This window comes from Thioclava sp. JM3, assembly GCF_002213185.1.
Lineage (GTDB): Bacteria > Pseudomonadota > Alphaproteobacteria > Rhodobacterales > Rhodobacteraceae > Thioclava > Thioclava nitratireducens.
Genome location: NZ_NBOB01000001.1, coordinates 610,487 through 636,167 on the forward strand (window position 1 = coordinate 610,487; position 25,681 = coordinate 636,167).

Annotated in this window: 21 protein-coding genes and 1 tRNA gene; 6 read left to right on the forward strand and 16 right to left on the reverse strand. The window is 65.1% G+C overall.

Translation table 11 applies throughout. The features are described 5' to 3' along the window. Position 1: 1 nt before the first annotated feature. The 3 genes from B6V73_RS02885 to B6V73_RS02895 form a co-directional block, all read right to left on the reverse strand. Positions 2-433 carry a cytochrome c gene (locus tag B6V73_RS02885; RefSeq protein WP_088724512.1) on the reverse strand — a complete coding sequence of 144 codons (432 nt, stop codon included), beginning with the start codon at positions 431-433 and terminating at the stop codon, positions 2-4. A gap of 81 nt (positions 434-514) precedes the next feature. Continuing rightward, entirely contained in the window at positions 515-856 is a 342-nt protein-coding gene (locus tag B6V73_RS02890; protein ID WP_075775091.1) for a hypothetical protein, read from the reverse strand. A 50-nt stretch (positions 857-906) separates the two neighbouring features. Then, on the reverse strand, positions 907-1,302 hold the full coding sequence (locus B6V73_RS02895) for a MerR family transcriptional regulator (RefSeq protein ID WP_088724451.1): 396 nt from the start codon (positions 1,300-1,302) through the stop codon (positions 907-909). Between the two features lie 186 nt (positions 1,303-1,488). Here B6V73_RS02895 and B6V73_RS02900 point away from each other — a divergent pair, with 186 nt between their 5' ends. Together B6V73_RS02900 and B6V73_RS02905 are read left to right on the forward strand one after the other, a co-directional pair. Then, a complete protein-coding gene (locus tag B6V73_RS02900; protein ID WP_088724452.1) occupies positions 1,489-3,942 on the forward strand; it encodes a heavy metal translocating P-type ATPase in 2,454 nt (817 codons plus the stop codon). Positions 3,943-3,989: 47 nt separating this feature from the next. Beyond that, complete coding sequence (locus B6V73_RS02905) at positions 3,990-4,703, forward strand: hypothetical protein (RefSeq protein WP_088724453.1); 714 nt, start codon at positions 3,990-3,992, stop codon at positions 4,701-4,703. 75 nt (positions 4,704-4,778) lie between these two features. Here B6V73_RS02905 and B6V73_RS02910 read toward each other — a convergent pair whose 3' ends face one another. The 3 genes from B6V73_RS02910 to B6V73_RS02920 are packed head-to-tail and all read right to left on the reverse strand — an operon-like array spanning position 4,779 to position 7,978. Then, the gene (locus B6V73_RS02910; RefSeq protein ID WP_088718418.1) at positions 4,779-6,170 is read right to left on the reverse strand and encodes a peptidoglycan -binding protein; all 1,392 of its coding nucleotides are present in this window, start codon (positions 6,168-6,170) and stop codon (positions 4,779-4,781) included. A gap of 3 nt (positions 6,171-6,173) precedes the next feature. Continuing rightward, complete coding sequence (locus B6V73_RS02915; protein ID WP_088719347.1) at positions 6,174-7,370, reverse strand: biopolymer transporter ExbB; 1,197 nt, start codon at positions 7,368-7,370, stop codon at positions 6,174-6,176. Positions 7,371-7,429: 59 nt separating this feature from the next. Beyond that, positions 7,430-7,978, reverse strand: a complete 549-nt coding sequence (locus tag B6V73_RS02920) for a gamma-glutamylcyclotransferase (protein ID WP_199224640.1) — start codon at positions 7,976-7,978, stop codon at positions 7,430-7,432. A 47-nt stretch (positions 7,979-8,025) separates the two neighbouring features. Between B6V73_RS02920 and B6V73_RS02925 the strand changes: the two genes are divergently transcribed. Then, positions 8,026-9,081, forward strand: a complete 1,056-nt coding sequence (locus tag B6V73_RS02925) for a DUF2125 domain-containing protein (protein ID WP_088718417.1) — start codon at positions 8,026-8,028, stop codon at positions 9,079-9,081. A gap of 46 nt (positions 9,082-9,127) precedes the next feature. Here the strand turns inward: B6V73_RS02925 and B6V73_RS02930 are convergent, their stop codons facing one another. The 3 genes from B6V73_RS02930 to rpsD form a co-directional block, all read right to left on the reverse strand. Next, on the reverse strand, positions 9,128-10,054 hold the full coding sequence (locus tag B6V73_RS02930; RefSeq protein ID WP_088724454.1) for a prephenate/arogenate dehydrogenase family protein: 927 nt from the start codon (positions 10,052-10,054) through the stop codon (positions 9,128-9,130). Next, complete coding sequence (hisC, locus tag B6V73_RS02935; RefSeq protein WP_075775098.1) at positions 10,051-11,151, reverse strand: histidinol-phosphate transaminase; 1,101 nt, start codon at positions 11,149-11,151, stop codon at positions 10,051-10,053. The genes B6V73_RS02930 and hisC overlap by 4 nt, the downstream gene beginning before the upstream one ends. Before the next feature lie 386 nt (positions 11,152-11,537). After that, complete coding sequence (rpsD, locus tag B6V73_RS02940) at positions 11,538-12,158, reverse strand: 30S ribosomal protein S4 (RefSeq protein ID WP_075775099.1); 621 nt, start codon at positions 12,156-12,158, stop codon at positions 11,538-11,540. A 496-nt stretch (positions 12,159-12,654) separates the two neighbouring features. Here rpsD and B6V73_RS02945 point away from each other — a divergent pair, with 496 nt between their 5' ends. The 3 genes from B6V73_RS02945 (at position 12,655) to B6V73_RS02955 (ending at position 16,239) form a co-directional block, all read left to right on the forward strand. After that, positions 12,655-13,836 (forward strand): substrate-binding domain-containing protein, encoded by a 1,182-nt coding sequence (locus tag B6V73_RS02945; protein WP_168174852.1) that lies wholly within the window; start codon positions 12,655-12,657, stop codon positions 13,834-13,836. 6 nt (positions 13,837-13,842) lie between these two features. Next, positions 13,843-15,948 (forward strand): ATP-binding cassette domain-containing protein, encoded by a 2,106-nt coding sequence (locus tag B6V73_RS20670; protein ID WP_088718414.1) that lies wholly within the window; start codon positions 13,843-13,845, stop codon positions 15,946-15,948. Between the two features lie 201 nt (positions 15,949-16,149). Further along, positions 16,150-16,239 (forward strand) — tRNA-Ser (locus B6V73_RS02955). Between the two features lie 284 nt (positions 16,240-16,523). On the opposite strand, the gene B6V73_RS02960 is transcribed toward B6V73_RS02955, so the two are convergent. The 7 genes from B6V73_RS02960 to chvE form a co-directional block, all read right to left on the reverse strand. After that, entirely contained in the window at positions 16,524-18,041 is a 1,518-nt protein-coding gene (locus tag B6V73_RS02960) for an aldehyde dehydrogenase (NADP(+)) (RefSeq protein ID WP_088724456.1), read from the reverse strand. 11 nt (positions 18,042-18,052) lie between these two features. Then, positions 18,053-18,964 carry a Gfo/Idh/MocA family oxidoreductase gene (locus B6V73_RS02965; protein WP_075777072.1) on the reverse strand — a complete coding sequence of 304 codons (912 nt, stop codon included), beginning with the start codon at positions 18,962-18,964 and terminating at the stop codon, positions 18,053-18,055. After that, the gene (gene araD / locus B6V73_RS02970) at positions 18,964-20,706 is read right to left on the reverse strand and encodes an L-arabinonate dehydratase (protein WP_088724457.1); all 1,743 of its coding nucleotides are present in this window, start codon (positions 20,704-20,706) and stop codon (positions 18,964-18,966) included. The genes B6V73_RS02965 and araD overlap by 1 nt, the downstream gene beginning before the upstream one ends. Before the next feature lie 8 nt (positions 20,707-20,714). Then, the gene (araD1, locus tag B6V73_RS02975) at positions 20,715-21,701 is read right to left on the reverse strand and encodes an AraD1 family protein (RefSeq protein WP_088724458.1); all 987 of its coding nucleotides are present in this window, start codon (positions 21,699-21,701) and stop codon (positions 20,715-20,717) included. A gap of 1 nt (position 21,702) precedes the next feature. Further along, positions 21,703-22,905 (reverse strand): multiple monosaccharide ABC transporter permease, encoded by a 1,203-nt coding sequence (gene mmsB, locus B6V73_RS02980; protein ID WP_075777069.1) that lies wholly within the window; start codon positions 22,903-22,905, stop codon positions 21,703-21,705. An 8-nt stretch (positions 22,906-22,913) separates the two neighbouring features. Further along, the gene (gene mmsA / locus B6V73_RS02985; protein WP_075777068.1) at positions 22,914-24,434 is read right to left on the reverse strand and encodes a multiple monosaccharide ABC transporter ATP-binding protein; all 1,521 of its coding nucleotides are present in this window, start codon (positions 24,432-24,434) and stop codon (positions 22,914-22,916) included. Between the two features lie 79 nt (positions 24,435-24,513). Beyond that, entirely contained in the window at positions 24,514-25,569 is a 1,056-nt protein-coding gene (gene chvE / locus B6V73_RS02990; RefSeq protein ID WP_075777067.1) for a multiple monosaccharide ABC transporter substrate-binding protein, read from the reverse strand. Positions 25,570-25,681: the final 112 nt, after the last annotated feature.

Consider the following 25,681-nt stretch of genomic DNA (forward strand, 5'->3'; position numbering starts at 1 on the left):
CTCACTCGATCCCGTTGGCACGCTGCAATTCGCGTACGTAAGCGACGATATTCGCGACATCGCCGCGGGTCAGGCCCTCTTGCGGGGGCATGTTGCCGAAGCGCCAATGATGCGCCCGTACCCCGGTCTGAACGGCGGCCTGGAAGGCCATGTCGCCGTGATGGGAGGGTTCGTAGATCTTGTGCACGAGGGGCGGGCCGAAGCCCATCTTGCCCGTGGCATTCGCGCCATGACAGGCGGCGCATGTCGCATCAAATGCGCGTTTGCCCATCTGGGCCTGCTCGGAGAGCGTGTTCGGCAGGGAGACAGAGACAAGCGGTTCGCCCCGTGCGGGCGCAGCCTCCGCCTCGGTCGCGGTGTCGGGCTGCAGAACGAGCCAGCCGCCCGCAACGAGGGCCGCGACGACGACGGCAGAAAGTATGTAGCGTTTCATCAGGGTATCCTGTTCGATCATGCGTCCTTTGCACGGACGCGACAGACGAGCCCCCTCGGGGGCCAGCGACGGTGTGATCGATCAGATACGGGGCGGAGGAAGGTCGAGCTGCGGCTCATGCGCCACGGGTGCGGGCGTCTCCGCAGGACGGAGCGTCATCGACAGGTCGGCGCGGCTCAGAGAGAATTCCGGCGCATGATCGAGCCCGGCAGAGACCATCATCTGGGCATGGGGACAGGACTGGTCCTGCATCGGTCCCGCATCGTGATGGGTGTCGGGACAGGCCGCACAGTCGGTCACGGCGACCGTGTCCACCGCGTCCATCGCGCGTGCATGTGTCATCGCGGCAGCGGGCGCGCCCAACTGCGACAGACCGATCAAGCAGACCAGTGCGATCATCACGATATGCAGCGCTTTGCGCATGGCTCTCCCGGTTTCTCCCTGCCTCTATCTGGTGGGCTCTGACGCGGCTGTCAATTCCCGCGCAGTCCCATCAGGTCGTCGAGGATCGCGCAATCGGGCGCATCGTCGCCGTGGCATTGCGCGATCAAATGCTCGAGCCGCGCCTCCAACGCAGCGAGCGACGCGATCTTCTCGCGCACCGCTTCGAGGTTTTCCTGCGCCAGCGCGCGTACATCGCGGCTGGCCCGTCCCTCATCGGCGCTCAGCGCAAGAAGGCGGCGACATTCCTCGAGTGAGAACCCAAGGTGACGCGCCTGCGCCAGAAGCCGCAGCTGCTCCACGCAGCTTTCCGAGAAATCCCGGTAGCCATTGGCCCGCCGATCCGGCGAAATCAGGCCGATATCCTCGTAATAGCGGATCGTTTTGACCGGCAGCCCGGCCTGCGTCGCGGCGGTTCCGATATTCATGAGCGCGTGCCTCCTGCGACACATATAAACCTTCCAGCGGCTGGAGGCAAAAGTCACGCTCGCGTGAGAAATACGGGAACGGCGCCACGCGATCGAAGGTTGGCGTGGAAAGATCAATCAGGCTCTTGACCCTCCAGCTACTGGAAGCCCTATCTGATGGGGCGAAGTTGCCGAAAGGATGAACGGATGACACCGCAGCACGCCCATCATACCAAGGAAACCACCGACGCAATCACGCGCGATCCGGTTTGCGGCATGACGGTCGACCCGAATGCCGACAAACCCAGCGCCGAGCATGACGGGCACCTTTACCATTTCTGCTCGCAGGGCTGTCATGACAAGTTCGTGGCCAAACCGAATGACTACATCAAGGCGACCGACCCTGTCTGCGGCATGTCGGTCGAGCGCGCGACGGCAAAGCATATGGCCAAGCTCGATGGCGAGCGATTTTATTTCTGCTCCGAAGGCTGTCAGCACAAGTTCGAGGCCCGGCCCGAGGATTATCTGGGCGCGCGCCCGGCGGCGAAGCCGATGCCCGAGGGCACGCAATATACCTGCCCGATGCACCCCGAGATCGTGCAGGATCATCCCGGAGATTGCCCGAAATGCGGCATGGCGCTGGAGCCGATGAGCCCCACCGCCGATAGCGGCCCGAACCCCGAGCTTGTCGATTTCCGCCGCAGGCTCTGGATCATGGGGCCGCTGGCGGCGGCGGTCTTCGTGCTGGAAATGGGCGCGCATATCGGGCTGCCCGTCGCGGACTGGATCGGGCCGAAAGCCTTCCTCTGGCTGCAATTCGCGCTGGCGACGCCGGTTCTGTGGTTCGCGCGTCCCTTCTTCGTGCGTGGCTGGAAATCGGTGGTGAACGTCTCGCCAAACATGTGGACGCTGATCGCGCTGGGTACGCTCGCGGCCTACCTGTTTTCGCTCGCGGGCCTTCTGCTGCCGGGTATCTTCCCGGCAGAGATGCTCAACGAACACGGGCTTCCCCCGGTCTATTTCGAAGCCTCGGCGGTGATCCTCGTGCTGGTGCTGATCGGCCAGATCATGGAACTGTCCGCGCGTGAGAAGACCGGAGATGCGATCCGCGCGCTGATGGACCTCGCGCCGAAAACCGCGCGTCGCGTGGGCGAAAACGGTGACGAGGACGTGCCACTCGATCAGGTACAGACGGGCGACAAGCTTCGCGTGCGCCCGGGCGAGACCGTGCCGGTCGATGGCGTGGTCACGGAAGGCTCCTCCGCCATCGACGAGAGCATGATCACGGGCGAGCCGGTCCCGGTCGAGAAAGCCCAGGGCGATGCGGTCACCGGCGGCACGCTGAACAAGCAGGGCAGCTTCGTGATGGAGGCGCAGGCCGTGGGCTCGGAAACCACGCTCTCACGGATCGTCGAGATGGTCGGCAAGGCGCAACGCTCGCGCGCCCCGATCCAAGGCTTGGCCGATCGCGTGGCGCTTTACTTCGTGCCCGCCGTCGTGGCCTGCGCCATCCTCGCCTTCATCGCATGGCTCGCCTTCGGGCCGACCCCGGCCTTGGGCTATGCGACCGTGGCTGCGGTGTCGGTGCTGATCATCGCCTGCCCCTGCGCGCTGGGTCTCGCCACGCCGATGTCGGTGATGGTGGGCACCGGGCGCGGCGCGAGTGCAGGCGTGCTGATCCGCGATGCCGAGGCGCTGGAACGCTTCGCCAAGGTCGACACGCTCATCGTGGACAAGACCGGCACGCTGACCGAGGGCAAGCCCGCGCTGACCGATGTGATCGCGGACGGGGCCTCGGAGGAAGAGGTCAAATCGCTCGCCGCCGCGCTGGAACGCGGATCGGAGCACCCGCTTGCCGAGGCCATCGTGCAAGGCGCGGAAGGTGCGCCCAAACTCGAGGCCGAAGGTTTCGAGGCGGTGACCGGCAAGGGCGTCACGGGCCGCGTCGACGGCGCGCAGATCGCGCTCGGCAATGCGGCCCTGATGAAGCAGATCGGCGCGGATACCTCCGCCCAGTCCGACACGGTCGAGCGTCTGCAATCGGACGGCAAGACGGCGATGTATCTCGCCCGCGACGGTGCAGTGATCGGCGTGATCGCGGTGGCCGACCGGATCAAGGAGACCACCGCGGACGCCATTCGCGCGCTCCACGACGAGGGGCTGCGAATCGTCATGGCCACCGGCGACAGCGAGGGCACCGCGCGGGCCGTCGCACGCGAGCTGGGCATCGACGAGGTCCATGCCGGGGTCTCGCCCGAGGACAAGGCCGCGCTGGTCGACAAGCTGCGCAAGGACGGCGCCTCCATCGCGATGGCCGGTGACGGGGTAAACGACGCGCCTGCGCTGGCGGCCGCCGATGTCGGCATCGCCATGGGCACCGGCGCGGATGTCGCGGTGGAGAGCGCCGGGCTGACGTTGGTCAAGGGCGACCTGACCGGCATCGTCCGCGCGCGCCGTCTGGCCGAGGGCGTGATGCGCAACATCCGCCAGAACCTGTTCTTTGCCTTCGCCTACAACACCGCGGGTGTGCCGATCGCGGCGGGCGTGCTCTACCCGGTCTTCGGCCTGCTGCTCTCGCCGGTGATCGCGGCGCTCGCGATGAGCTTCTCCTCGGTCTCGGTGATCGGTAACGCGTTGCGGCTGCGGAGGCTGAAGCTGTGACATTCCCGAAGAAAGATGACAGGGTGACGCAAAACTCCGGAGGACTCATGACACGCTTTCTCAGCATTCTCGCCCTCGTGGCGCTGCCCACCCTCAGCTACGCGCACGGGGATGGCAGCGCGGATGGGGACACGCATGACATGATGTCGGGCGATCACATGATGATGGACGATGCGGAGATGGGCGACCACGCGCATATGGGCGCCGACCAGGACATGCCCGCCCATGACGACCACATGATGCCGGACGAGGCCCATGCCGACGGGCAGATGCCCATGACCGCGCCCGAGCAGATGCCCGGGATGCAGGCAGCGGGCGCGATTACCGAGCCGGGTCAATCCGCTTTCGCGGCGATCCAGGAGATCGTGGCCCATCTGCTCGCCGATCCCGACACGGATTGGAACCGCGTCGATATCGAGGCGCTGCGCCAGCATCTGATCGACATGAACAATGTCACCCTGCACGCCAAGGTCAGCGAGAGCGACATCGAGGGCGGTGCGCGCTTCGAGGCGACCTCGGACGATCCTGCGGTTACCGCCTCCATCCGCGCAATGGTGCCCGCCCATGTCGCGACGATGAACGGTATTCGGGGCTGGGAGATGAGAGCCGAGGAAATCCCCGGCGGCAGCGCGCTCACCGTGACCGGGGCGGATGCGCAGAAAATCCGCGCGCTCGGCTTCATCGGCATCCTGACGGTCGGCGCGCATCATCAGCCGCACCATCTGGCGATGGCGAAGGGCGAGATGACGCAGGGGCATTGAGCCCTCTCAGGTGACACGGAACGCGAAAGGCTGCCGAGGCATCGCCCGGCAGCCTTTTCTTTTGTCCCTCGCGCCTCAGCGCTCGGTCAGCTTCAACTCGATCCGGCGGTTCTGGGCGCGCGCCTCGGGCGTGTCGGCGGTGTTCACCGGGTCGAACTGCGCGAACCCGGCGGCGGCGAGCCGATCCGGCGGGAAGCCGAGGCTGTCCACCATGTATTTCACCACCGAAAGCGCGCGTGCCTGACTCAGTTCCCAGTTATCCTTGAACTCGCCCTGCCCCGACAGCGGCGTGTCGTCGGTATGGCCGTCGACGCGGATGATCCACGGGATGTCGCTCGGGATTTCCCCGCGCAGCTGATCGAGCAGCGCCGTGACCTGCTTGATCTGCGCGCGGCCCGCATCCGACAGCGTGGCCGAAGCCGGCGCGAACAGCACTTCGGAGGAGAAGACGAAGCGGTCGCCTTCCACCTTCACGCCCTGCTTGCCCTTCAGAAGCTGCGACAGCTTGCCGAAGAATTCCGAGCGGTAGTTCTGCAAATCCTTCGCCTTGGCCTCTGCTTCCTTGCGCAGTTTCTCCTGCAGATCGGCACGTTTCTTTTCCTCCGACGCCGCGCGGGCGAGCGCCGCGTTCAGCTGTTGTCCGAGGTTGTCGAGCTGCACCTTGGCCTCGGCATCCTTCTGCTGCGCCTCGTCGAGCACATTCTGAAGCTGCGCAAGCTGGCTGCGCAAAGCCGCGACCTGCTGATTGAGCAGCGCCACCTTCTTCTGCGCGCCCTCCGAGATCGCCTGCTGATCGGCCAGCGCCTTCTGCGCAGTGGCCTTCAGCGCGGCCTGCTTCTCGGCCTCCGAGAGCTGCTTGCCCAGCTGCTTTTCCAGATCGGCCTTCGCGGTCTGCGCGGCGGCGAGCTTGGTCAACGTGTCCTCGGCCTTCTTGCGTGCCTCTTCGAGTTGCAGCGTCATCGCCGCGACCTCGTCGCCCGATTTCGTCAGCTTGTCGCGCAGATCGGCGATGGTTTCCTTGCTCAGCCGGATCTCGTCGGCCTTGGCGCTCGCATCCTGCTGGGCGGCGTTGCGCTCGCCTACGAGTTGCGCGACGCGGGCTTCGAATTCTGTAATCTTCTGTTTCGCATCCGCCAGCGCGGCCTTCCGGTCATCGAGCTGCGAGGTCAGCGTGGCGATCAGCGAATCCTGCTGATCGGCCTTGTCCTTCGCGTTCTCCAGCTCGCCCGTCAGTTGCTGCGTCTTCGTCTGTTGCAGCGACAGCGCCTTGGCGAGGTTCGAGACCTGCTCGTTGAGCTGGATCAGCTCGCCTTCCTTGGTGCTCAGCGTGTCGCGCAGAACCGATTGCACGATCATGAAGATCGACAGCACGAACATCAGGACCAGAAGAAGCGCCGTCATCGCATCGACGAAACCCGGCCAGATGTTGGTCGAGAACCGATTGCCGCCGCGCCGTGCCAGAGCCATAAATTACTCCTCGCGATGCGGCTTGTAGCCGAGGATCGCCCGGGTGAGACCTGCGAAATCATGGCGCAGCTCGGCCATGCTTTCCTGCCGCCCGGCGCTGACTTCCTCTAGCATCCGCATCATCTGCTGATCGATCGAGCGCAGCCGCATCCGGGTCTCCATCAGCGCCTCTGCCTCGGGTGCCCCTTCAGCCGTGCGCTGCGCGAGATGATCGAGCGCGCCGATCAGCCGCTCCTGCCCCTCCGCCATCTGCTGCAGCGCGCCTTGCTGGCGGTTGCGCGCATCCATCTCCGCCGAGAGTCGTTCCGACAGGTCGTGGATCGCGTTCGACAGATGCGCGATGCGCGCCTCGGTCTGCACGCGTCCGGCATCGGAGCGCACGAACAGCGTCTGGATCTGGTCCATCTGCTCGGACATGTGATCGAGGACGCCCGCCACCATAGAGCTTTCGCCATCGCCCCCTTCAAGCGCGGTGAAGGACAGTCGCGTGATCGAAGAAATCCATTCCTCCAGCTCGCGGTAGAAGCGATTCTGACCGTGGCTCGCGAACAGTTCCAGCAAGCCGATCACCAGCGAGCCCGCAAGACCCAGAAGCGACGAGGAGAACGCCGTGCCCATGCCGCCCAGCTGCGCTTCGAGCCCCGTCATCAGATTGTCGAACACGCCGATCGCGCTCTCGCCTTCCTTCGGTGCGAGCGCGCGGATCGTCTCCACCACGGCAGGGACGGTGGTTGCGAGGCCGTAAAACGTCCCCAGTAGGCCGAGGAAGATCAGCAACCCCGCGATGTAACGGGTGATGTCGCGCGCCTCGTCGATCCGGGTCGCGACGGATTCGAGGATCGAGCGGCCGGAGGAGGACGACACGGCGCGGCGCGCCTCGCGCGAGCCCAGAAGGGCTGCGAGCGGCGCCAGCATCGACGGCGCGCGCACCTGCGGACGGCCCGGACGATCGGCGGCGAAGCTCTCGATCCAGTTCACCGCCTTGACCAGCTGCACCACCTGCCAGAAGCAGGCGAGGATGCCGAAGACGAAGACCGCGAGGATCACCCCGTTCAGCCAGGGATTGGCGAGGAAAATCGGGAAGATGCGCGAATAGGCGAAGTAGCCTCCCGCAGCGACCAAGCCGAGCACCAGAAGCATCAGGATCACCTGACGCACGGGTTGTGAGAATTGCGGCTCCAGCCGGATCGGCTCTTGCATCATTGCCCCTCTTGCCTGTTTGCGCAGAGCCTAGCGACGGCGCAGCCCTTCGCCAAGGCCTATCGCGACAAGACACGCAGCCGTGCCACCAATGCATCAAGATGGGGGTCGGGAATGCCCAATTCGTGAAGATGCTGGGCAGTATTGAACAGATAATCGCGGTTCGGACCGCGCCCGCCGGTGGCAGAGGCGATGATCCGGGCCTGCTCGTCATCGCTGAGGCCACCGCAATATTGGTCGTGATGGCGGTCGATCACGTAGGTCACGGCGCGCACGCGCCGCCCGTCATCCAGATCGACATCAATTTCTCGTTCCAGATAGGCCGCGGTCACCAGCTCGCGCTCGCGCAGGTAGGTCATGACCTCGTCTTCCTGTCCGGGCTTCACCGCGAAGGCGAGCCCCGCGCAGGCGCCCTGCCCCTCGTCGAGCGCCAGCACCAGTCCCGGCGCCTCGGGCGTGCCGCGATGCACCAGCGAGCGCATGCAGAAGCTGCGCTCCCAACCCGGCGCGCGGGCAAGCATCCGTTCGTCGAAATCGAAGCCGGGGTTCCAGATCAGCGAGCCGTAGCCGAAGACCCAGATCCTGTTGTCGTCGCTCTGGTCCTGCATGGGCTCAGGGCTTACATGGGGTTCACCCGATTTGCAAAGAGGCTACGATGCGCAAACTGATCATTCTGGTGCTGGTCGCGACGCTGGCCTATTGCGGCTACTGGTTCTACGGCGCGCACAAGATTGAGAACGGCGCGCGCGACATGCTCGCACAGGCCCGGCAGGAAGGCTGGGGCGATGCGCAATCGGTCTCGCTGGCGGGCTTCCCCTCGCGCTTCGATCTGACCTTCGACAAGCCGGAACTGAAGGATCGGGGCGGCCTGTGGCGCTGGAGCGCCCCCTTCGCGCAAATCTTCGCGCTGGGATATGAGCCCAACAAGGTGATCGCCTACCTGCCCTCGGGCCAGATGCTGCATCTGGGCGACAAGACCTACCGCCTGACGCAAGACGACATGCGCGCCTCGATGACGGTGGGCTATTCGACCGCGCTGCCGCTGGAAAACGCGGTCGCCGTGGTCGCGTCCCCCGTGCTGACGCCCCAGGGGGCCGCCAAGCCGGAGCTTTCGGCCGATCAGCTGCGCCTCGCCATCGCGCGCAAGGACAAGGCGCAGGGCGCGATCGGCGCCTCGGCCCAAGCCGCCGATCTGGTGATGCCCGCCGCCGCCTATCGTCTGGGCGCGGAAGCCAAGAAACTGAAACTGCCGGCCGATCTGCTCGAGCGGATCGACCCGAAGGGCACGCTGCCCGACACGATCACGCGCCTCCATTTCGACGCGCTCATGGGCACGCGGGAGCCGATCGACCAAAGCGCGCTCGAGGCAGGACTGCCGGGTCTGATGACATTCGCGATCTCGGACCTGTCGCTGAGCTGGGGCGATAACGACGTCTCGGTCGAGGGCAACCTGACCGTCGATCCCTCTGGCTATCCAGACGGCACGCTGACGATCCGCTCTGCCTCGTGGCGCAACTGGGTCGGCATCGCGCAGGGCATGGGGCTGATCGGAAAGGACGAGGTGAAACTCGTCACCGGGATAGGCGCAATGCTGGCCGCGAAGAATCCCGATGGCGCGCTGGAAGTGCCGCTGATTTTCAAGGACGGGCAGATGAGCCTCGGTCCGGTGCCGCTGGGCCCCGCACCGCAGCTGGTCGCGCAACGGCAGTGAAACACGGGGCGGACAGCAGGGCGCGGACCGCCTGCCCGCGTGCGCCTTACGCGTCTTTCTTCGGCGCGCCGCGGCCGAAATCGGGCGCATCCGTATCCTGACCCGCCTCGATGATGCCGCGACGGATCGCGCGCGTGCGCGTGAAATAGTCGTGCAGCATGTCGCCATCGCCCATGCGGATCGCGCGTTGCAGCATGAATAGCTCCTCGGTGAAGCGGCCGAGGATGTCGAGCGTCGCTTCCTTGTTGGTCAGGAAGACGTCGCGCCACATCGTCGGGTCCGAGGCCGCGATCCGGGTGAAATCGCGAAAACCCGTGGCGGAATATTTGATGACTTCCTCGTGGGTTACACGACGAAGATGATCCGCCACGCCGACCATCGTATAGGCGATCAGGTGCGGCGTGTGCGACACGACCGAGAGCACGAGATCATGGTGATCGGGCGCCATCTCGTCGGTATTGGCACCCATCGCCTCGACCAGCGTTTTCAACCGGGTCAGCGCCTCGGAGTCGGTGCCCTCGATCGGCGTGAACAGCCACCAGCGATTGGCGAACAGCGTGGCAAAGCCCGAGCGCGGGCCGGATTGCTCGGTCCCCGCCAGCGGGTGGCCGGGGATGAAATGCACACCGTCGGGCATATGCGGGCCGACCGCGTCGATCACCGCGCGCTTGACCGAGCCCACATCGGTGACGGTCGCGCCGGGGGCGAGATGCGCGGCGATCTCTTCGGCGATCTTGTCCATCGCACCGACCGGCACGCAGAGCACAACCAGATCGGCGCCCGCGACCGCCTCGGCGGCGGTCTCGTAGACGGCATCGACCAGCCCGATCTCCAGCGCGGTGTCACGCGTCTCGGCAGAGCGCGCGTGACCGACGATCTCGCCCGCCAGACCCTTTTCACGCATCGCATGCGCCATCGACGAGGCGATCAGGCCGAGCCCGATCAGCGCGACCCGCTGGTAGAGTTGGCTCATCTGGGCACCTCGATCCCGCCTGCCTTGAAGACGCCGATCAGATGCGCGACGCGGCGACACGAGGGTTCGTCGCCCACGGTGATGCGCAGGCAGTTGGGCAGGTTATAGCCCGCGACCCGGCGCACGATGATCCCTTCGGATTTCAGATAGGTATCGCAATCGGCGGCCTCCTGCTCGGAGGCCAGACGCGCAAGGATGAAGTTCGCCGTGGAAGTATCTGACGGAACGCCTTTTTCCGCCAACGCTTCTGCGAGCCACGCGCGCAGGCGCGTGTTGTCATCGCGGCATTTCGTGACCCAGTCCTGATCGCGCACGGCGGCCTCTGCGGTCTCCTGCTGCGCGGTCGAGAGGTTGAACGGACCACGGATACGGTTGAGCACGTCGATCACTTCGCGCGACCCGTAGCCCCAGCCGACGCGCAGCCCGCCGAGGCCGTAAATCTTCGAGAATGTCCGCGTCATGAAGACGTTGGGCAGGCGTGTCGCCAGCTCCGCCCCGCCGTCATAGCCTTCGACATATTCCGCATAAGCGCCGTCGATCACCAGCAGCGCGCCTTTCGGCAGGCCCGCGGCCAGCCGCTCCAGCTCCGCCAGCTGGATCATCGTGCCGGTCGGGTTGTTCGGATTGGCGAGGAAGACGAGCTTGGTCTTCTTGGTGCAGGCGCTCAGAATTGCATCGACATCGGTCGTGCGGTCGCGCTCTTTCACCTCGATCGGCGTGCCGCCCGCGGCCATGGTCGAGATGCGATACATCAGGAAGCCGTGCTCGGTGAAAATCACCTCGTCGCGCGCGCCGACATAGGCCTGGCACAGGAAGTGGATGATCTCGTCCGAGCCCACCCCGCAGATGATCCGGTCGGGATCGAGCTTGTGCACGTCACCGATGGCCGTGCGCAGCTTGCCGTGGTCGGTCGAGGGGTAACGATGCATCGAATGGGCGCATTTCGCGAACGCGTCCTTGGCCTTGTCCGAGGGGCCGAACGGGTTCTCGTTCGAGCTGAGCTTCACGGCATCGGTGCGCCCCGCCACATGGGAGGCGCCGCCCTGATAGAGCTCGATGTCCATAATACCGGGCTGGGGGCGAATATGCGTGGTCATTGTGCACTCCTGAATCGTGGCCCGAGTTCTATCCGCCATGGCGCGACAGGGCTAGTGAGAAGATCACCCGCATAGCAGACGCGGCAGGGATGCAACGGATGTCATAGCACGTCGATGAGAGATGTATTGCCCACGAGTGCCGGAGGGCAGCGCCCGACCGCCGGGTGGGCGCGCTTCATTCAGCGGTTGCCCCTTTATCTCACCACATCCGCACGACCTCGCCGCGCCGATGAGACCGAAGAGCGCCCGCCCGAGGGGGCGGCCGGGCGCTGCCCGGGCCGCTGCGCGGCTGTTCCGGACAAAAGCCCCCCTCGCCCATCGCCCAAAATAAAAAGGCCGCGCCCCGGGGGCACGGCCTTTCCAAATGATCGGCGAAGACTGAGGGATCAGTTCTTCGCGTAGAATTCGACCACGAGATTCGGTTCCATCTGAACTGCGAAGGGCACGTCGGACAGGGCCGGGGTGCGCACAAATTTGGCGGTCAGTTTGTTGTGGTCGGCTTCGATGTAATCCGGAACGTCACGCTCGGGCGACTGAACGGCTTCGAGAACCAGAGCCATCTGCTTGGACTTCTCGCGGACTTCCACCACGTCGCCTTCTTTCAGGCGATAGGAGGGGATGTTCACTTTCTTGCCGTTCACGAGCACATGGCCGTGGTTCACGAACTGGCGCGCTGCGAAGACGGTCGGGACGAACTTGGCGCGGTAGACCAGCGCGTCGAGGCGGCGCTCGAGCAGACCGATCAGGTTTTCACCGGTGTCGCCCTTCACACGCTCGGCTTCGGCGTAGATGCGGCGGAACTGCTTCTCGGTCAGGTCGCCGTAATGGCCCTTGAGCTTCTGCTTGGCGCGGAGCTGGATACCGAAGTCGGACAGTTTGCCCTTGCGGCGCTGACCGTGCTGGCCGGGGCCGTATTCACGACGGTTGACGGGCGACTTGGCGCGGCCCCAGATGTTCTCGCCCATGCGGCGGTCGATTTTGTACTTGGCAGACGTGCGTTTGGTCACGGCTGATCTCCTTCTTTAGCGTTTCGAAGGGCGTTGTCCTCCTCCGGGCCTTGCGGCGACCGGCGACAGGTTTCCTCTTGCGAGGTCCACCAACACCAATGAATAACCCCGGCAACTCGCGTTACCGGGATGGCGGGCTTATACATCGGCGCGCGCGGGTGTCAACCACTCCGGGTGAGACATCCGGGGAACGCGAACGATCCGGCCCGCCAGACTGCCTCTCTGCCCACCTCTCCGCCCACGAGGCGGCCGCCTGCCCGCCCCAGCAAATTTCCCATCAGGCTCCCGACGCTGCGTTCCGTCACGGTTTCGTGAGTAAATTTTGGCTTTCGCCCCCTGTTCAGAGCAACAATTCGCTCCATGATGGCGCTAACGGGGCGCGTGCCGGATGCGCGTCCCGGCGTTGTCCTGCCGGAGGTCGGCACGGGCGGCGCGCGGGAGTGAGGCGTTGCCCGCTCCACCGGGAGGAACCCCATCCGGCCTTAGGAGGATTACAATGAAAAACATTCGTCGCTCGACGTGCGGAACCGCCGCGCGTCTCGCCGGAACCAGCGTTCTCGCGCTCGGCCTGATTGCAGGTGCCGCGCAGGCCCAGAACATCACCGCCGACAGCTTCGGCGCCGACTTCTCGGCCATGAGCCAACTCAAGGACATCGCGTCCAAGGGCAAAGGCAAGGTCGGCGTGCTGCTGCCCGACACCGCCAGCTCCGCCCGCTACACCTCTTTCGACGAGCCCTACCTGAAGAAAGCCTTCGAAGCGGCGGGCCTGTCCTCGGACGACCTGATCATCACCAACGCGCAAGGCTCGGAAGCCGACCAGCTCACCCAGGCGCAGACCGATATCAGCCAGGGCGCGACGGTTCTGCTGATCGACCCGATCTCCTCGGGCGGCGGTGCCGCTGTCGAGAAATACGCGAAAGAGCACGGCGTCGCGGTCATCGACTATGACCGGATCACGCTTGGCGGTTCGCGCGACTACTATATCAGCTTCGACAACGAATATGTCGGCGAGCTGATCGGCAAGGGCATGGAACAGTGCCTGAGCGATTGGAACATCGAGAAGCCGAATATCCTCGTGATGGCGGGCTCCCCCGATGACAACAACGCCACGCTGTTCAAGCAGGGCTACATGAAGGTGCTTCAGCCGAAATTCGACGACGGCAGCTACACCAATGCGGGCGAGCCCGCGGGCACCTGGGACCCGTCTGTCGCACGGACCACCTTCGAGCAGCAGTTCACCGCGCATCAGGAGATGAACGCCGTCGTCACCCCGAATGACGACAACGCCAACGCGGTCATCTCCTATCTCAAGACGCTGAACGTGCCGGCGAAAGCCTTCCCGACCACCGGTCAGGACGCGACCGTCACCGGCCTGCAGAACGTGCTCACTGGCTACCAGTGCGGCACCGTCTACAAGCCGATCTATCTCGAAGCCCAGGCGGCCGCCGCACTCGCGCTCTACATGCGTGCCGGTGAAAACCCGCCCGACGGCCTCGTCAACGGCAAGGTCAATGACAGCCAGGGCGGCATGGACGTGCCCTCGATCCTGCTCAAGCCGATCTGGGTCACCCCGGAGAACATGGCCGACACCGTCGTGAAAGACGGCTTCGTCGACACCTCCAAGCTCTGTGCGGGCGACGCGGCTGACGCGTGCAAATCCGCTGGCATCGGGAACTGATAGCTGATGATGGACACGGGCAACGGCACCGGGTCCCAAGCGGAGGATCGCGACGCGATCCTCCGCATTCGGGGTCTGGAAAAGAGTTTCGGCGCAGTGCAGGCGCTCAGCGGGGTCGATTTCGACGTGCGCCCCGGCGAGGTGACGGCACTGGTCGGTGACAATGGCGCGGGCAAATCCGTGCTGACGAAAACCATCGCCGGCATCCATGAAGCCGATGGCGGCGTGATCGAATGGGAAGGCAACGAGGTCCGCGTCCGCTCGCCGCGCGACAGTGCGGAGCTGGGCATCGAGGTCGTCTATCAGGACCTCGCGCTGTGCGACAATCTCGACGTCGTGCAGAACATGTTCCTCGGGCGCGAGATCCTGACCAACGGGATGCTCGACGAGGACGCGATGGAGCGCGCCGCAGCAGAGACGCTGCAAGGCTTGCGCGTGACCACGCTGCGCTCGATCCGCGCGCCGGTCTCGGCGCTCTCGGGCGGTCAGCGGCAATCGATCGCGGTCGCCAAGGCCGTGATGTGGAATTCCAAACTGGTGATCCTCGACGAGCCCACGGCGGCGCTCGGCGTGGCCCAGACCGGTCAGGTGCTGCAACTCGTGCGTCGCCTCGCCGATCAGGGCCTCGCGGTGGTGATGATCTCGCACAACCTCAACGACGTCTTCGCAGTTTCCGACCGGATCGCGATCCTGCGTCTGGGCGAGATGGTCAGTCAGGGCCCGATCGAGGAATACGACACCCAGCGCGTGGTCGAGCTGATGACCACGGGCAAATCCGACCATGTGGTCGAGCCGGGCGCGATGCGCGCCGCCGCCTCGATCGCGGCAGAGAACGCCAAGGACGTCGCGGCGCAACGCGAGGCATCGGGCGAAAGCGGCCCCTCTGCCGTGGTGGGCGCCACGACCGAGGATCAGAGCTTCTCGAGCTACCTCTCGCGCACCTGGGCGAAGATCAAGGCAGGCGAAAGCGGCGTGCTCCCGGTTCTTCTGGGCTTCGTGCTGATCTCTCTGATCTTCCAGCTGCAGAACCCGAAATTCCTCTCGCCGGGGAACATCGTGAACCTGCTCGTTCAGGGCTCGGTCTTCATGATGATCGGGATGGGACAGGTTTTTGTCCTCTTGCTGGGCGAGATCGACCTGTCGCTCGGCTTCGTGGCCGGGATCGGGGCGACAGTGGCGACACTGCTGGTGGCACCGGGCTCCGACTGGCCCTGGTGGGCGGCGGTTCTGGCAGGTCTGGCCGTGCCGGCGGTTCTGGGCATCTTCCAGGGCTCGCTGATCACGCGCCTGAAACTGCCCTCTTTCGTCGTCACGCTGGCGGGCCTTCTGGGCTTCAACGGTCTGATGATCCAACTGCTGGGCGCCGGGGGAACGATCCCTGTCGCGAGTGACACGATCAACAACTTCGCCAATGGCACGCTGAGCCCGCTGATGGGCTGGCTGATGACCGGCGTCGTGGTTCTCGTTTTCGCGATCCTCACCTTCAGCAAGGATGCGAAACGTCGCAAGAGCGGCCTCGTCGCTCCGCCAATGGGCCTCACCATCGCGAAGATCGCCGCGGCCGTGATCGCGGGTATCGTGCTGGTGACGATCTCGAACATGAATCGAGGCGTCGCACGCTTCCCGCTCTCGGGCATGCCGTGGGTGATCCCGATCGTCTTCGCGGTGCTGCTGGCATGGTCCTTCCTGCTGGGGCGGCTCAAGTTCGGCCGCTATGTCCTCGCAATCGGCGGCAATGCCGAGGCTGCGCGCCGGGCGGGCATCAACCTGCGCCTGATCCGGACCGCAGCCTTTACGCTGGCGGCGACGACGGCGGGTCTGGGCGGCATCATCTACGCCTCGCGCCTGCGCTCGATCTCCACCAGCTTCGACGGCGGCACGATCGTGCTCTATGTCGTCGCGACCGCAGTGATCGGGGGCACCTCGCTGTTCGGCGGGCGCGGCCATCCAATCCACGCGATCCTCGGTGGCGTCGTGATCGCGGCAATCGTCAACGGCATGGCGCTTCTGGGTCTGCCGGCGGCGGTGCAGCTGATGGCGACGGCGGCGGTGCTGCTCGCGTCGATCACGGTCGACGTGGTGGTGCGCCGGCGCGGCGAGACGACGCGCTAGAGCCAAGCGAAACCCCTTGAAAACGAAACGCGCGCGAGACATCTCGCGCGCGTTTTTCATGAGGGCCAGCGCCCTGCCCGACGCCGAGCCGCGCGCCCCACCCGCGCCCGTTCGGCCCCACACGAGAGAAATCGCAAACCACCAGAAATTCCGTCGAAAAACCGCTTGTCTCCCCCCGAGACGATCCCTATACGGGTCCGCGGAGACGTGGCCGAGTGGTCGAAGGCGCTCCCCTGCTAAGGGAGTAGGCCCGGAAGGGTCTCGAGGGTTCGAATCCCTTCGTCTCCGCCATTACACATTCCAGTTATGCCTGCCGGGTTTCGGCCAGGCGATTGGTCGGCCCAAATTCCGCGAGAGCGGCAGAGCCACGCGGTCCCGCTTCGTCTCCCTCACCTTTGCATTTCAATGGCATAGCTCCCCCGGCGCGTCTGATCGCGGTCCTTTACCAACGCCGGCCTTGAAGAGCCGAGCCCAAGCAAAGAACTACCTGCGCATCCGAACGACATTCGGCCCGGCGATCTGCTCGCCGGGCCGAATGCCATTTCGCTAAGCCCTGCCCGAACCGGCGGGCCTCCTCAGCCCTGAAGGTCTTCGGGCAACAGCGCCTCGGGAATGTTCTGATAGCAGACCGGGCGCAGGAAGCGTCTGATCGAGAGCGTGCCGACGCTGGTTGCGCCGAAATTGGTCGATGCCGGATACGGCCCGCCATGCACCATCGCGTCGCAGACTTCGACACCGGTGGGGAAGCCGTTCGCCAGCACCCGGCCCGCCTTGCGCTCGAGCACCGGCAGCAGGCGGCGTGCGAGATCGGCGTCGGCGTCATCCATCTGCAAGGTCGCGGTCAGCTGGCCCTCGAAGCTGCGTGCGACCTTCACCATTTCGTCGGCATCCTTGACGGTCACGATCAGGCCGAGCGGGCCGAACACCTCCTCGGAGAGAGCCGCGTTCTCCAGCCAGTCGGCGGCGGAGACGCGGAACAGGTAGGGCTTCGCCTCGCGCCGGTCGCAGACTTGGGTCAGCAGCTCCTGCACGCCGCCGGATTCCTGCATCCGCGCCGCGCCCTTGCGATAGGCTTCGGCGATGCCGTCGGTCAGCATGACCTGCGCGCCGCTCGCCTCGAGGGCGGCCAGCGCGGATTTGACGAAGGCTTCACCCGCGTCGCCCTCCATCACCACCGCGATGCCGGGATTGGTGCAGAACTGGCCCGCGCCCATGGTGAGCGAGGCTGCCCAGCCGACGCCCAGATCCTCGCCGCGCGCCGAAGTCGCTTCGGGCAGCAGGAACATCGGGTTGACCGAGCCCAGCTCGCCGAAGAACGGGATCGGCTCGGGACGCTGGGCGCACAAATCGTAGAGCGCCTTGCCGCCCGCCAGCGATCCGGTGAAGCCCACGGCCTTGATCCGCGGGTGCTGCACCAGCGCCTGCCCCACATCATGCGAGCCACCCTGGACGAGGCTGAACACGCCCTTGGGCATGTTGCATTTCTCGGCCGCGGCCTTGATCGCTTCGGCCACGATCTCGCCGGTGCCGGGATGCGCCGGATGGCCCTTCACGACGACCGGGCAGCCCGCCGCGAGCGCCGCGGCTGTGTCGCCGCCCGCGGTCGAGAAGGCCAGCGGGAAGTTCGACGCGCCGAAGACCGCGACGGGGCCGATCGGACGCTGGATCATCCGCAGATCGGGGCGCGGCAGCGGCTGGCGGTCGGGGAGTGCTTCATCGTGACGCCGGTCGAGGTAATCGCCCTTTCGGATATGATCGGCAAAGAGGCGCAACTGGCCGACGGTTCGGCCGCGCTCGCCGTTCAGGCGCGCCTCGGGCAGACCGCTTTCCTGCGTCCCGATCTCGGTGATCGCCTCGCCGCGGGCGTCAATCTCGTCGGCGATGGTGTCGAGGAATGTCGCCCGGGTCTCGCGGCTCGAATAGCCATAGTCCCAGAACGCCTCCTCCGCCGCCTCGCAGGCAGCATTCACCATCTCGACCGTACCCATGCAGAACTCATGCGACGGCCCTTCGACAGGCTCCGATGTGAATTTCGGCTCGGTCTCGATCCAGTCGCCTGCGATCAGATGCTTGCCATGCGGGGTATAGGTCATTTCGGTATCCTTCAGAATTCGAAGTCTTCAACAGCGGTGCGGCGGCCCAGCAGGAACGCGTCGGCCACATGCACCATCGGCGCAAGATCCACATCGGATGCGCCTTGCCGCACCAGCCCTGCCATGCGGGCGTAGAGCGCGGGGTATTCTTCCATGATGCTCTCGGCACCCTCGGCTTTCGTACCGCCGATCTCAAGCACATTGCCGCCCAAACGCAGCGCCATCGCCCCGGCATCGGTGTCGATCTCGATATCCCAGGTCTGCGGGCCTTCCTGACGCCAGTCGAAATCCGCCTCGATGGAGCCGGTAAAGCTCAGCCGCGCGGCGATGGGGGCCTGCCGGTTGGCGGGAAATTCCAGCTCTGCCGCCGTAAGGTGAACCGGCGCGGGAAGAATTTCGGTCAGGATCGAGAGTGCGTTGATGCCCGGATCGAAGACGCCCATGCCACCGGGCTCGAACACCCATTCCTGCCCGGGATGCCATTTGCGCACGTCCTCGCGCCAGATGATCCGGCCCGAGTGAACCTTGCGATCCGCGAGCCATGATTTGGCGGCCGCCACCGCATGGGCCATGCGCGAATGCCATGTCGCGAACAGCGTGAGGCCCCGCGCGGCGGCCATCGCCTCGAGCGCATGCACCTCGGCCAGGGTCGCGCCGGGCGGCTTTTCGAGCATGACATGCCGCCCGGCCTCAAGGGCTGCGCGCGCCGCGAGGAAGCGCGGCACGGGCGGCAGGCAGAGGCTCACAACTTCGATTTCGGGATGGGAGGAGAGCATCTCCTCGATCCGGGTGTAGGCTGGCACCCCCTCGACCGTGCCATGCCGCGAAACCGTCGCTGCCAGTTCCCAATCCGGACTGGCGGAGATGGCGGGCACGTGTTGATCCAAGGCGATCTTGCCGATGCCGACGAGCGCGAGTTTCATCAGTGACTGTCCTTTCCGACCGGGTTGCCGCGGCAGCCGACGAGAAAATCGAGGTCCGCCCCGGTATCCGCGCCCATCACATGCGCCTGATGCAGCCACGCATAGCCACCTTCCGGCCGCTCATGGCTCGGCTGCCACTTGGCAAGCCGCTCGGCCAGTTCCGCGTCCGAGATTTCGAGCGTCAGGCTGCGGTTCGGCACGTCGAGCGCGATCATGTCGCCGTTCTGCACGACCGCCAGCGGACCACCGGCGGCGGCCTCGGGCGAGGTGTGCAGCACGACCGTGCCGTAAGCCGTCCCCGACATCCGCGCATCCGAGATCCGCACCATGTCGGTGATGCCCTTCTTCAGCACTTTCGGCGGCAGGCCCATATTGCCCACCTCGGACATGCCGGGATAGCCCTTGGGGCCGCAATTCTTCAGCACCATCACGCAGGTCTCGTCGATATCGAGCGCGTCGTCGTTGATCTTCGCCTTGTAGTCGTCGATATCCTCGAAGACGACGGCGCGCCCACGGTGGGTCAGAAGATGCGGGCTCGCGGCGGAGGGTTTGAGCACCGCCCCTTTCGGCGCGAGATTGCCGCGCAGCACCGCGATGCCGCCCTGATCGGTCAGCGGCTTGTCGGCTGGCAGGATCACGTCCTCGTTCCAGTTCACGACGTCCTTGACCTCGTCCCAGATCGCCCCGCCCGACACGGTCAGCGCGTCCTTGTGCAGCTGCCCCGCCTCGCCGAGACGCTTCAGTACGACCGGCAGACCGCCCGCGTAGAAGAATTCCTCCATCAGGTATTTGCCCGATGGCATCAGGTTCACGATGGTCTTCACATCGCGCCCGCAGCGGTCCCAGTCGTCGAGCGTGACATCGACGCCGACCCGGCCCGCCAGCGCCAGCAGATGCACCACCGCATTGGTCGAGCCCCCGATCGCGCCATTGGTGCGGATCGCGTTCTCGAAGGCCTGCTTGGTCATGATGTCGGAGGGCTTCAGATCGTCCTTCACCATCTGCACGATGCGCCGCCCCGAAAGCTGCGCCATCACGCGGCGGCGGCTGTCCACCGCCGGGATCGCGGCATTGCCCGACAGCGCCATGCCGAGCGCCTCGGCCATGCTCGCCATCGTGCTTGCCGTCCCCATCGTGTTGCAGGTGCCCGAGGAGCGGGACATCGACGCTTCGGCCTCAAGGAATTCGTCCTGCGTCATCTCGCCCGCTTTCACGGCTTCGGAGAATTTCCACAGATGCGTGCCCGAGCCCACCCGCTCGCCCCGGAAATAGCCGTTCAGCATCGGCCCGCCGGTCACGACGATCGAGGGGATATCGCAGCTCGCCGCCGCCATCATCAGCGATGGCGTGGTCTTGTCGCAGCCCACCAGCAGCACCGCCCCGTCCATCGGCTGGCCACGGATGGTCTCTTCGATCGCGAGGGCCGCGAGATTGCGAAACATCATCGCGGTCGGGCGGAAGGTGTTCTCGGAGGCCGAGAAGACCGGCACTTCGACCGGGAAGCCACCGGCCTCCCAGATGCCCGCCTTTACCTTCTCGGCCAGCTCGCGCAGGTGGCCGTTACAGGGCGTCAGATCGGACCATGTGTTCAGGATGCCGATGATCGGGCGACCGTCGAACAGGTCATGCGGATAGCCTTGGTTCTTCATCCAGCCGCGGTGGTAGATCGTGTCGCGCGTATTGCCGCCATACCATTCCTGCGAGCGCAGTTTGCGGGGCCAGGGGGCGGGGGTGAAAGCCATGTCGGACCTCAGAGGCTGGCGACGGCCACGGGGGCCGACGCGTCGGAATTGCGGGCGAGCGGATTGCGAAGCGCGAGACCGAACTGTGGGCATTCGATCTCGAAGACGTCCCCCGGCTCGGCGCTGATCCCGTCGGCGAAGCTGAGCGTGGCGGTGCCGAAGAAATGCACATGCACATCGCCCGGATCGCGGAACGGTGCGTATTTGAAGTGGTGATGCTCGAGATTGGCGATCGTGTGGGACATGTTCGCCTCGCCCGACAAGAAGGGTTTTTCCCAGACGGTCTTGCCACCGCGCAGGATGCGGCTGGTGCCCTCGACGCTGTCCGGCAGATCGCCCACCAGCATCTCGGGACCGAAGCTCGCCGGGCGCAGCTTGGAATGGGCGAGCCACAGGTAGTTCCCGCGCTCGGTGACGTGGTCGGAGAACTCGTTGCCCAGCGCGAAGCCCACGCGGACCGGCTGCCCGTCGGGCGCGATGACGTAGAGCCCCGCGACCTCCGGTTCCTCGCCACCATCGAGCGCGAAGTTCGGCGAGGTCAGCGCAGCGCCCGGCGCGACAGCGGCCAGACCGTTGCCCTTGTAGAACCACTCGGGCTGCACACCCACGGAGCCAGCGGCGGGCTTGCCGCCCTCCAGCCCCATGCGGAACATCTTCATGCTGTCGGTCATCTCCTCGGTGACCTTGGTGTGCATCGCGTCGCGGGTGGAGGCGGAGCCCAGATGGGTCAGCCCCGTCCCCGTCAGATGCAGATGCGCGGCATCGGGATGATCGAGCGGCACCAGCATGCGCCCCTCGGCATAGGCGGCCTCCAGGTCCACCTCGTCCCCCTGCCCGCGCGCGGCGATCTCGGCAGCCAGATCATGTCCGGCGGCGATGGCGGCCAGCGCCAGATCGCGCGTGGTGGAGACACCCGGCACCAGATGCGCGGGGCCGTCTTCACGCACGGCCACGGCGCGCGATCCGTCGGCAAGGGTCAATTGCGAGAGCAACATCTCAGGCTTCCTTGTTCTTGTTGTAGACATCGAAGAAGACCGCGGCGAGCAGCACGAGCCCCTTGATGACCTGTTGGTAATCGATGCCGATCCCGAGGATCGACATGCCGTTATTCATCACGCCCATGATGAAGGCGCCGACGACCGCGCCGATGATCTTGCCCGAGCCGCCCGACATCGAAGCGCCCCCGATGAAGACCGCCGCGATCACGTCGAGCTCCACCGCAAAGCCCGCTTTCGGGGTCGCGGTGTTCAGACGCGCGGCGAAGACGAGACCGGCGAGCGCGGCCAGCAGGCCCATGTTCACGAAGGTCAGGAAGGTCAGCCGCTCGGTGCGGATGCCCGACAGCTTGGCCGCCTTCGCATTGCCGCCCACCGCGTAGACCCGGCGGCCCAGCGTGGTGCGTTCGGTGACGAAGACATAGATGATCGTCAGGATCACCATCGATAGCAGCACGTTGGGCAGGCCGCGGAACCATGCGAGCTTCCACGTCACGAAGAGAAGGGCTGCCGCGACGATGGCGTTGCGCAGCACGAAGAGGCCAAGGGGTTCACCCTCGATCCCGTAGCGCGCATCGCGGGAGCGCGCACGGACACCCAGCCACACCAGCAGCACCACCGCGGCGACACCCACTGCCAGCGCCAGCGAATTGGGGCGGCCCACGCCGAACGGGTCCGCGATGAACCCGGTCGAAAGCGCCTGGAACGATTTCGGGAACGGCCCGATGGACTGCCCTTCGAGCAGCCAGAGCGACAGGCCGCGGAACACCAGCATCCCCGCAAGCGTCACGATGAAGGACGGGATCTTCCAATAGGCCACGAAATAACCCTGCACCGCGCCGATCGCCATGCCCATGACGAGGCACGCCGGGATCGCCACCGCGACCGGCAGGTCCATCGATACGATCAGCACGGCGGCGAAGGCCCCGATGAAGCCCATGACAGAGCCGACCGAGAGGTCAATATTGCCCCCCACGATCACCAGCAGCATGCCCAGCGCCATGATGATGATGTAGCTGTTCTGCAGGAACAGGTTGGTGATGTTGACCGGTTTGAGCAGCGTGCCGCCCGTCACGATCTGGAAGAACAGCATGATCGCGATCAACGCAAACAGCAGTCCGTATTCGCGGATGTGGCGCGCGATATAGGCGCCGATCCCAAGGCCACCGGAGGGCTCGGAATTCGCTTGTTCGATCTGGTCCATGACTTTTCCTATTCCCTAACGATCAAGGACATGATGCGCTCCTGGCTGGCCTCGTCGGCGTTCAACTCGCCCACGAAACTGCCCTCGTTCATCACGTAGATCCGGTCGGACATGCCCAGGAGTTCCGGCATCTCCGAAGAGATCATGATGACGGCCTTCCCGGCCGCGCTCAGTTCGTTGATGATCCCGTAGATTTCGTATTTCGCACCGACATCGATGCCGCGCGTCGGCTCGTCGAGGATCAACACCTCCGGCTCGGTAAAGAGCCATTTCGCGAGCACGACCTTCTGCTGGTTGCCGCCCGAGAGGTTCATCACCTTCTGGAACACCGAAGGCGTGCGGATATTGAGATCGCGGCGGTATTTCTCGGCCACCTCGGTTTCGCGATAATCCTCGACAACGCCGTTCTTCGCCACCGCGCCGAGATTGGCCAGCGTGGTGTTGCGCTGAATGGTCTCCTCGAGGATCAGCCCGAGGCTCTTGCGGTCCTCTGTGACATAGGCGAGCCCAGCCGCGATGGCGCGGTCGACGGTCGAGACATCGGCGGGCTTGCCGTGGATCAGCACCTCGCCCGAAATGTCGCGCCCGTAGCTGCGCCCGAAGACGCTCATGGCAAGTTCCGTGCGGCCCGAGCCCATCAGCCCCGCGATGCCCACTACCTCGCCGGCACGGACATGCATCGACAGGTCGCGGATCATCTGGCGGTCGCGGTGTTCGGGGTGGCGCACGTTCCAGTTCTTCAGCTCGAACAGCACCTCGCCCGCGCGCCGTTCCCGGTCGGGGAAGCGATGCGCCATGTCGCGGCCCACCATGTCGCGCACGATGCGGTCTTCGGTAAGATCGCCGCCGCGCGCGTCAATGGTGGAGATCGTGGCCCCGTCGCGGATCACGGTCACGCTGTCGGCCACGCGCTTCACCTCGTTCAGCTTGTGGCTGATGATGATCGAGGTCACGCCCTGCGCCTTCAGCTCCAGCAACAGATCCAGCAGCGCCTGGCTGTCGGATTCCGACAGAGCCGCAGTCGGCTCGTCGAGGATCAGCAGGCGCACGTTCTTCGACAGAGCCTTCGCGATCTCGACAAGCTGCTGCTTGCCCACGCCGAGGCTGTCGACCAGCGTTCCGGGCGCCTCGCGCAACCCGACCTTCTTCAGAAGGCCCTCGGTCTGCTGGAAGGTTTCCTGCCAGTTGATCACGCCGCTCTGGGCGCGTTCATTGCCGAGGTAGATGTTCTCGGCAATCGACAGAAGCGGCACGAGCGCCAGCTCCTGGTGAATGATGATGATGCCGCGATCCTCGCTGTCGCGGATGTCGCGGAATTCGGCAGCGGCGCCGTCATAGACGATCTCGCCCTCATAGCTGCCTGCGGGATAAACGCCTGAGAGCACTTTCATCAGGGTCGATTTTCCCGCGCCGTTCTCGCCGCAGATCGCGTGGATTTCGCCCTCGCGGACCGCGATCGAGACGTCGTCGAGCGCTTTCACACCAGGAAAGGTCTTGGTGATGTTGCGCATTTCAAGAAGGGTGGTCATCCGACCTCTCCGGCGTCAAATCGGGGGGAATTGGCCGCCCCGAAGGGCGGCCAGCGTGGCAAGTCGGGGCAGGCCCGGCTTACTCGATCTGATCCTTGGTGTAGTAACCGGAGTCGATCAGAACCTTTTCCCAGTTCGATTTGTCCACCGGCACCGGCTGGAGCAGGAAGGACGGGATCACCTTGACGCCATTGTCATAGGTCTCGGTGTCGTTGATCTCGGGCTCGCCGCCCTTGAGCATCGCGTTGACCATACCGACGGTGACTTTCGCCAGTTCGCGGGTGTCCTTGAAGATGGTCGAATACTGCTCGCCCGCGAGGATCGATTTCACCGAGGGGATTTCGGCGTCCTGACCGGTGACGATCGGCATCTTCATGTCGCCGGACCCGTAGCCCACGCCCTTGAGCGAGGACAGGATGCCGATCGACAGCCCGTCATAGGGCGACAGAACCCCTTGCACCTTCTTGTCGGTGTAGTTGGCCGAGAGCAGGTTATCCATGCGAGCCTGTGCGACCGCACCGTCCCAGCGCAGCGTGCCGACCGTGTCCATGCCCATCTGCCCGGACGGGATCACGATATCACCCGAGTCGATGAGCGGCTGCAGCACCGACATCGCGCCGTTGTAGAAGAAATAGGCGTTGTTGTCGTCCGGCGAGCCGCCGAACAGCTCGACATTCCACGGCTTCTGATCGGGGAAACGCTCTTCGAGGCCCTGCACCAGCGAATTGGCCTGCTCGACGCCGACCTTGAAGTTGTCGAAGGTCGCGTAATAGTCGACATCCGGGGTGTCGCGGATCAGGCGGTCGTACGCGATGACCTTGATATCGGCGGCCTTCGCGTTGGCCAGCGCGTTCGACAGTGTGGTGCCGTCGATCGCGGCGATCACCAGAACGTCCACGCCCTTGGTGATCATGTTCTCGACCTGGGCGAGCTGGTTCGGAATGTCGTCTTCGGCGTATTGCAGATCGGTGTCGTAGCCTGCGGCCTGGAACTGCTCGACCATCGAGTTGCCGTCGGAAATCCAGCGGGCCGACGATTTGGTGGGCATCGAGATGCCGACAGTTTCGGCCCAGGCGCCGGTCCCGAGCAATGCGGTGCCGATCGCCAGCGCTGCGGCGGCGGTTTTGATTTTCATGGTGTCCTCCCTATGACGGTGCGCGGTCCGTCGATCTCCTCGCGCAGCCCGATACCGGGCGTGGAAGAGACACTAGCAATGTCGGTGCATGATGATAAAATTACATTCAACG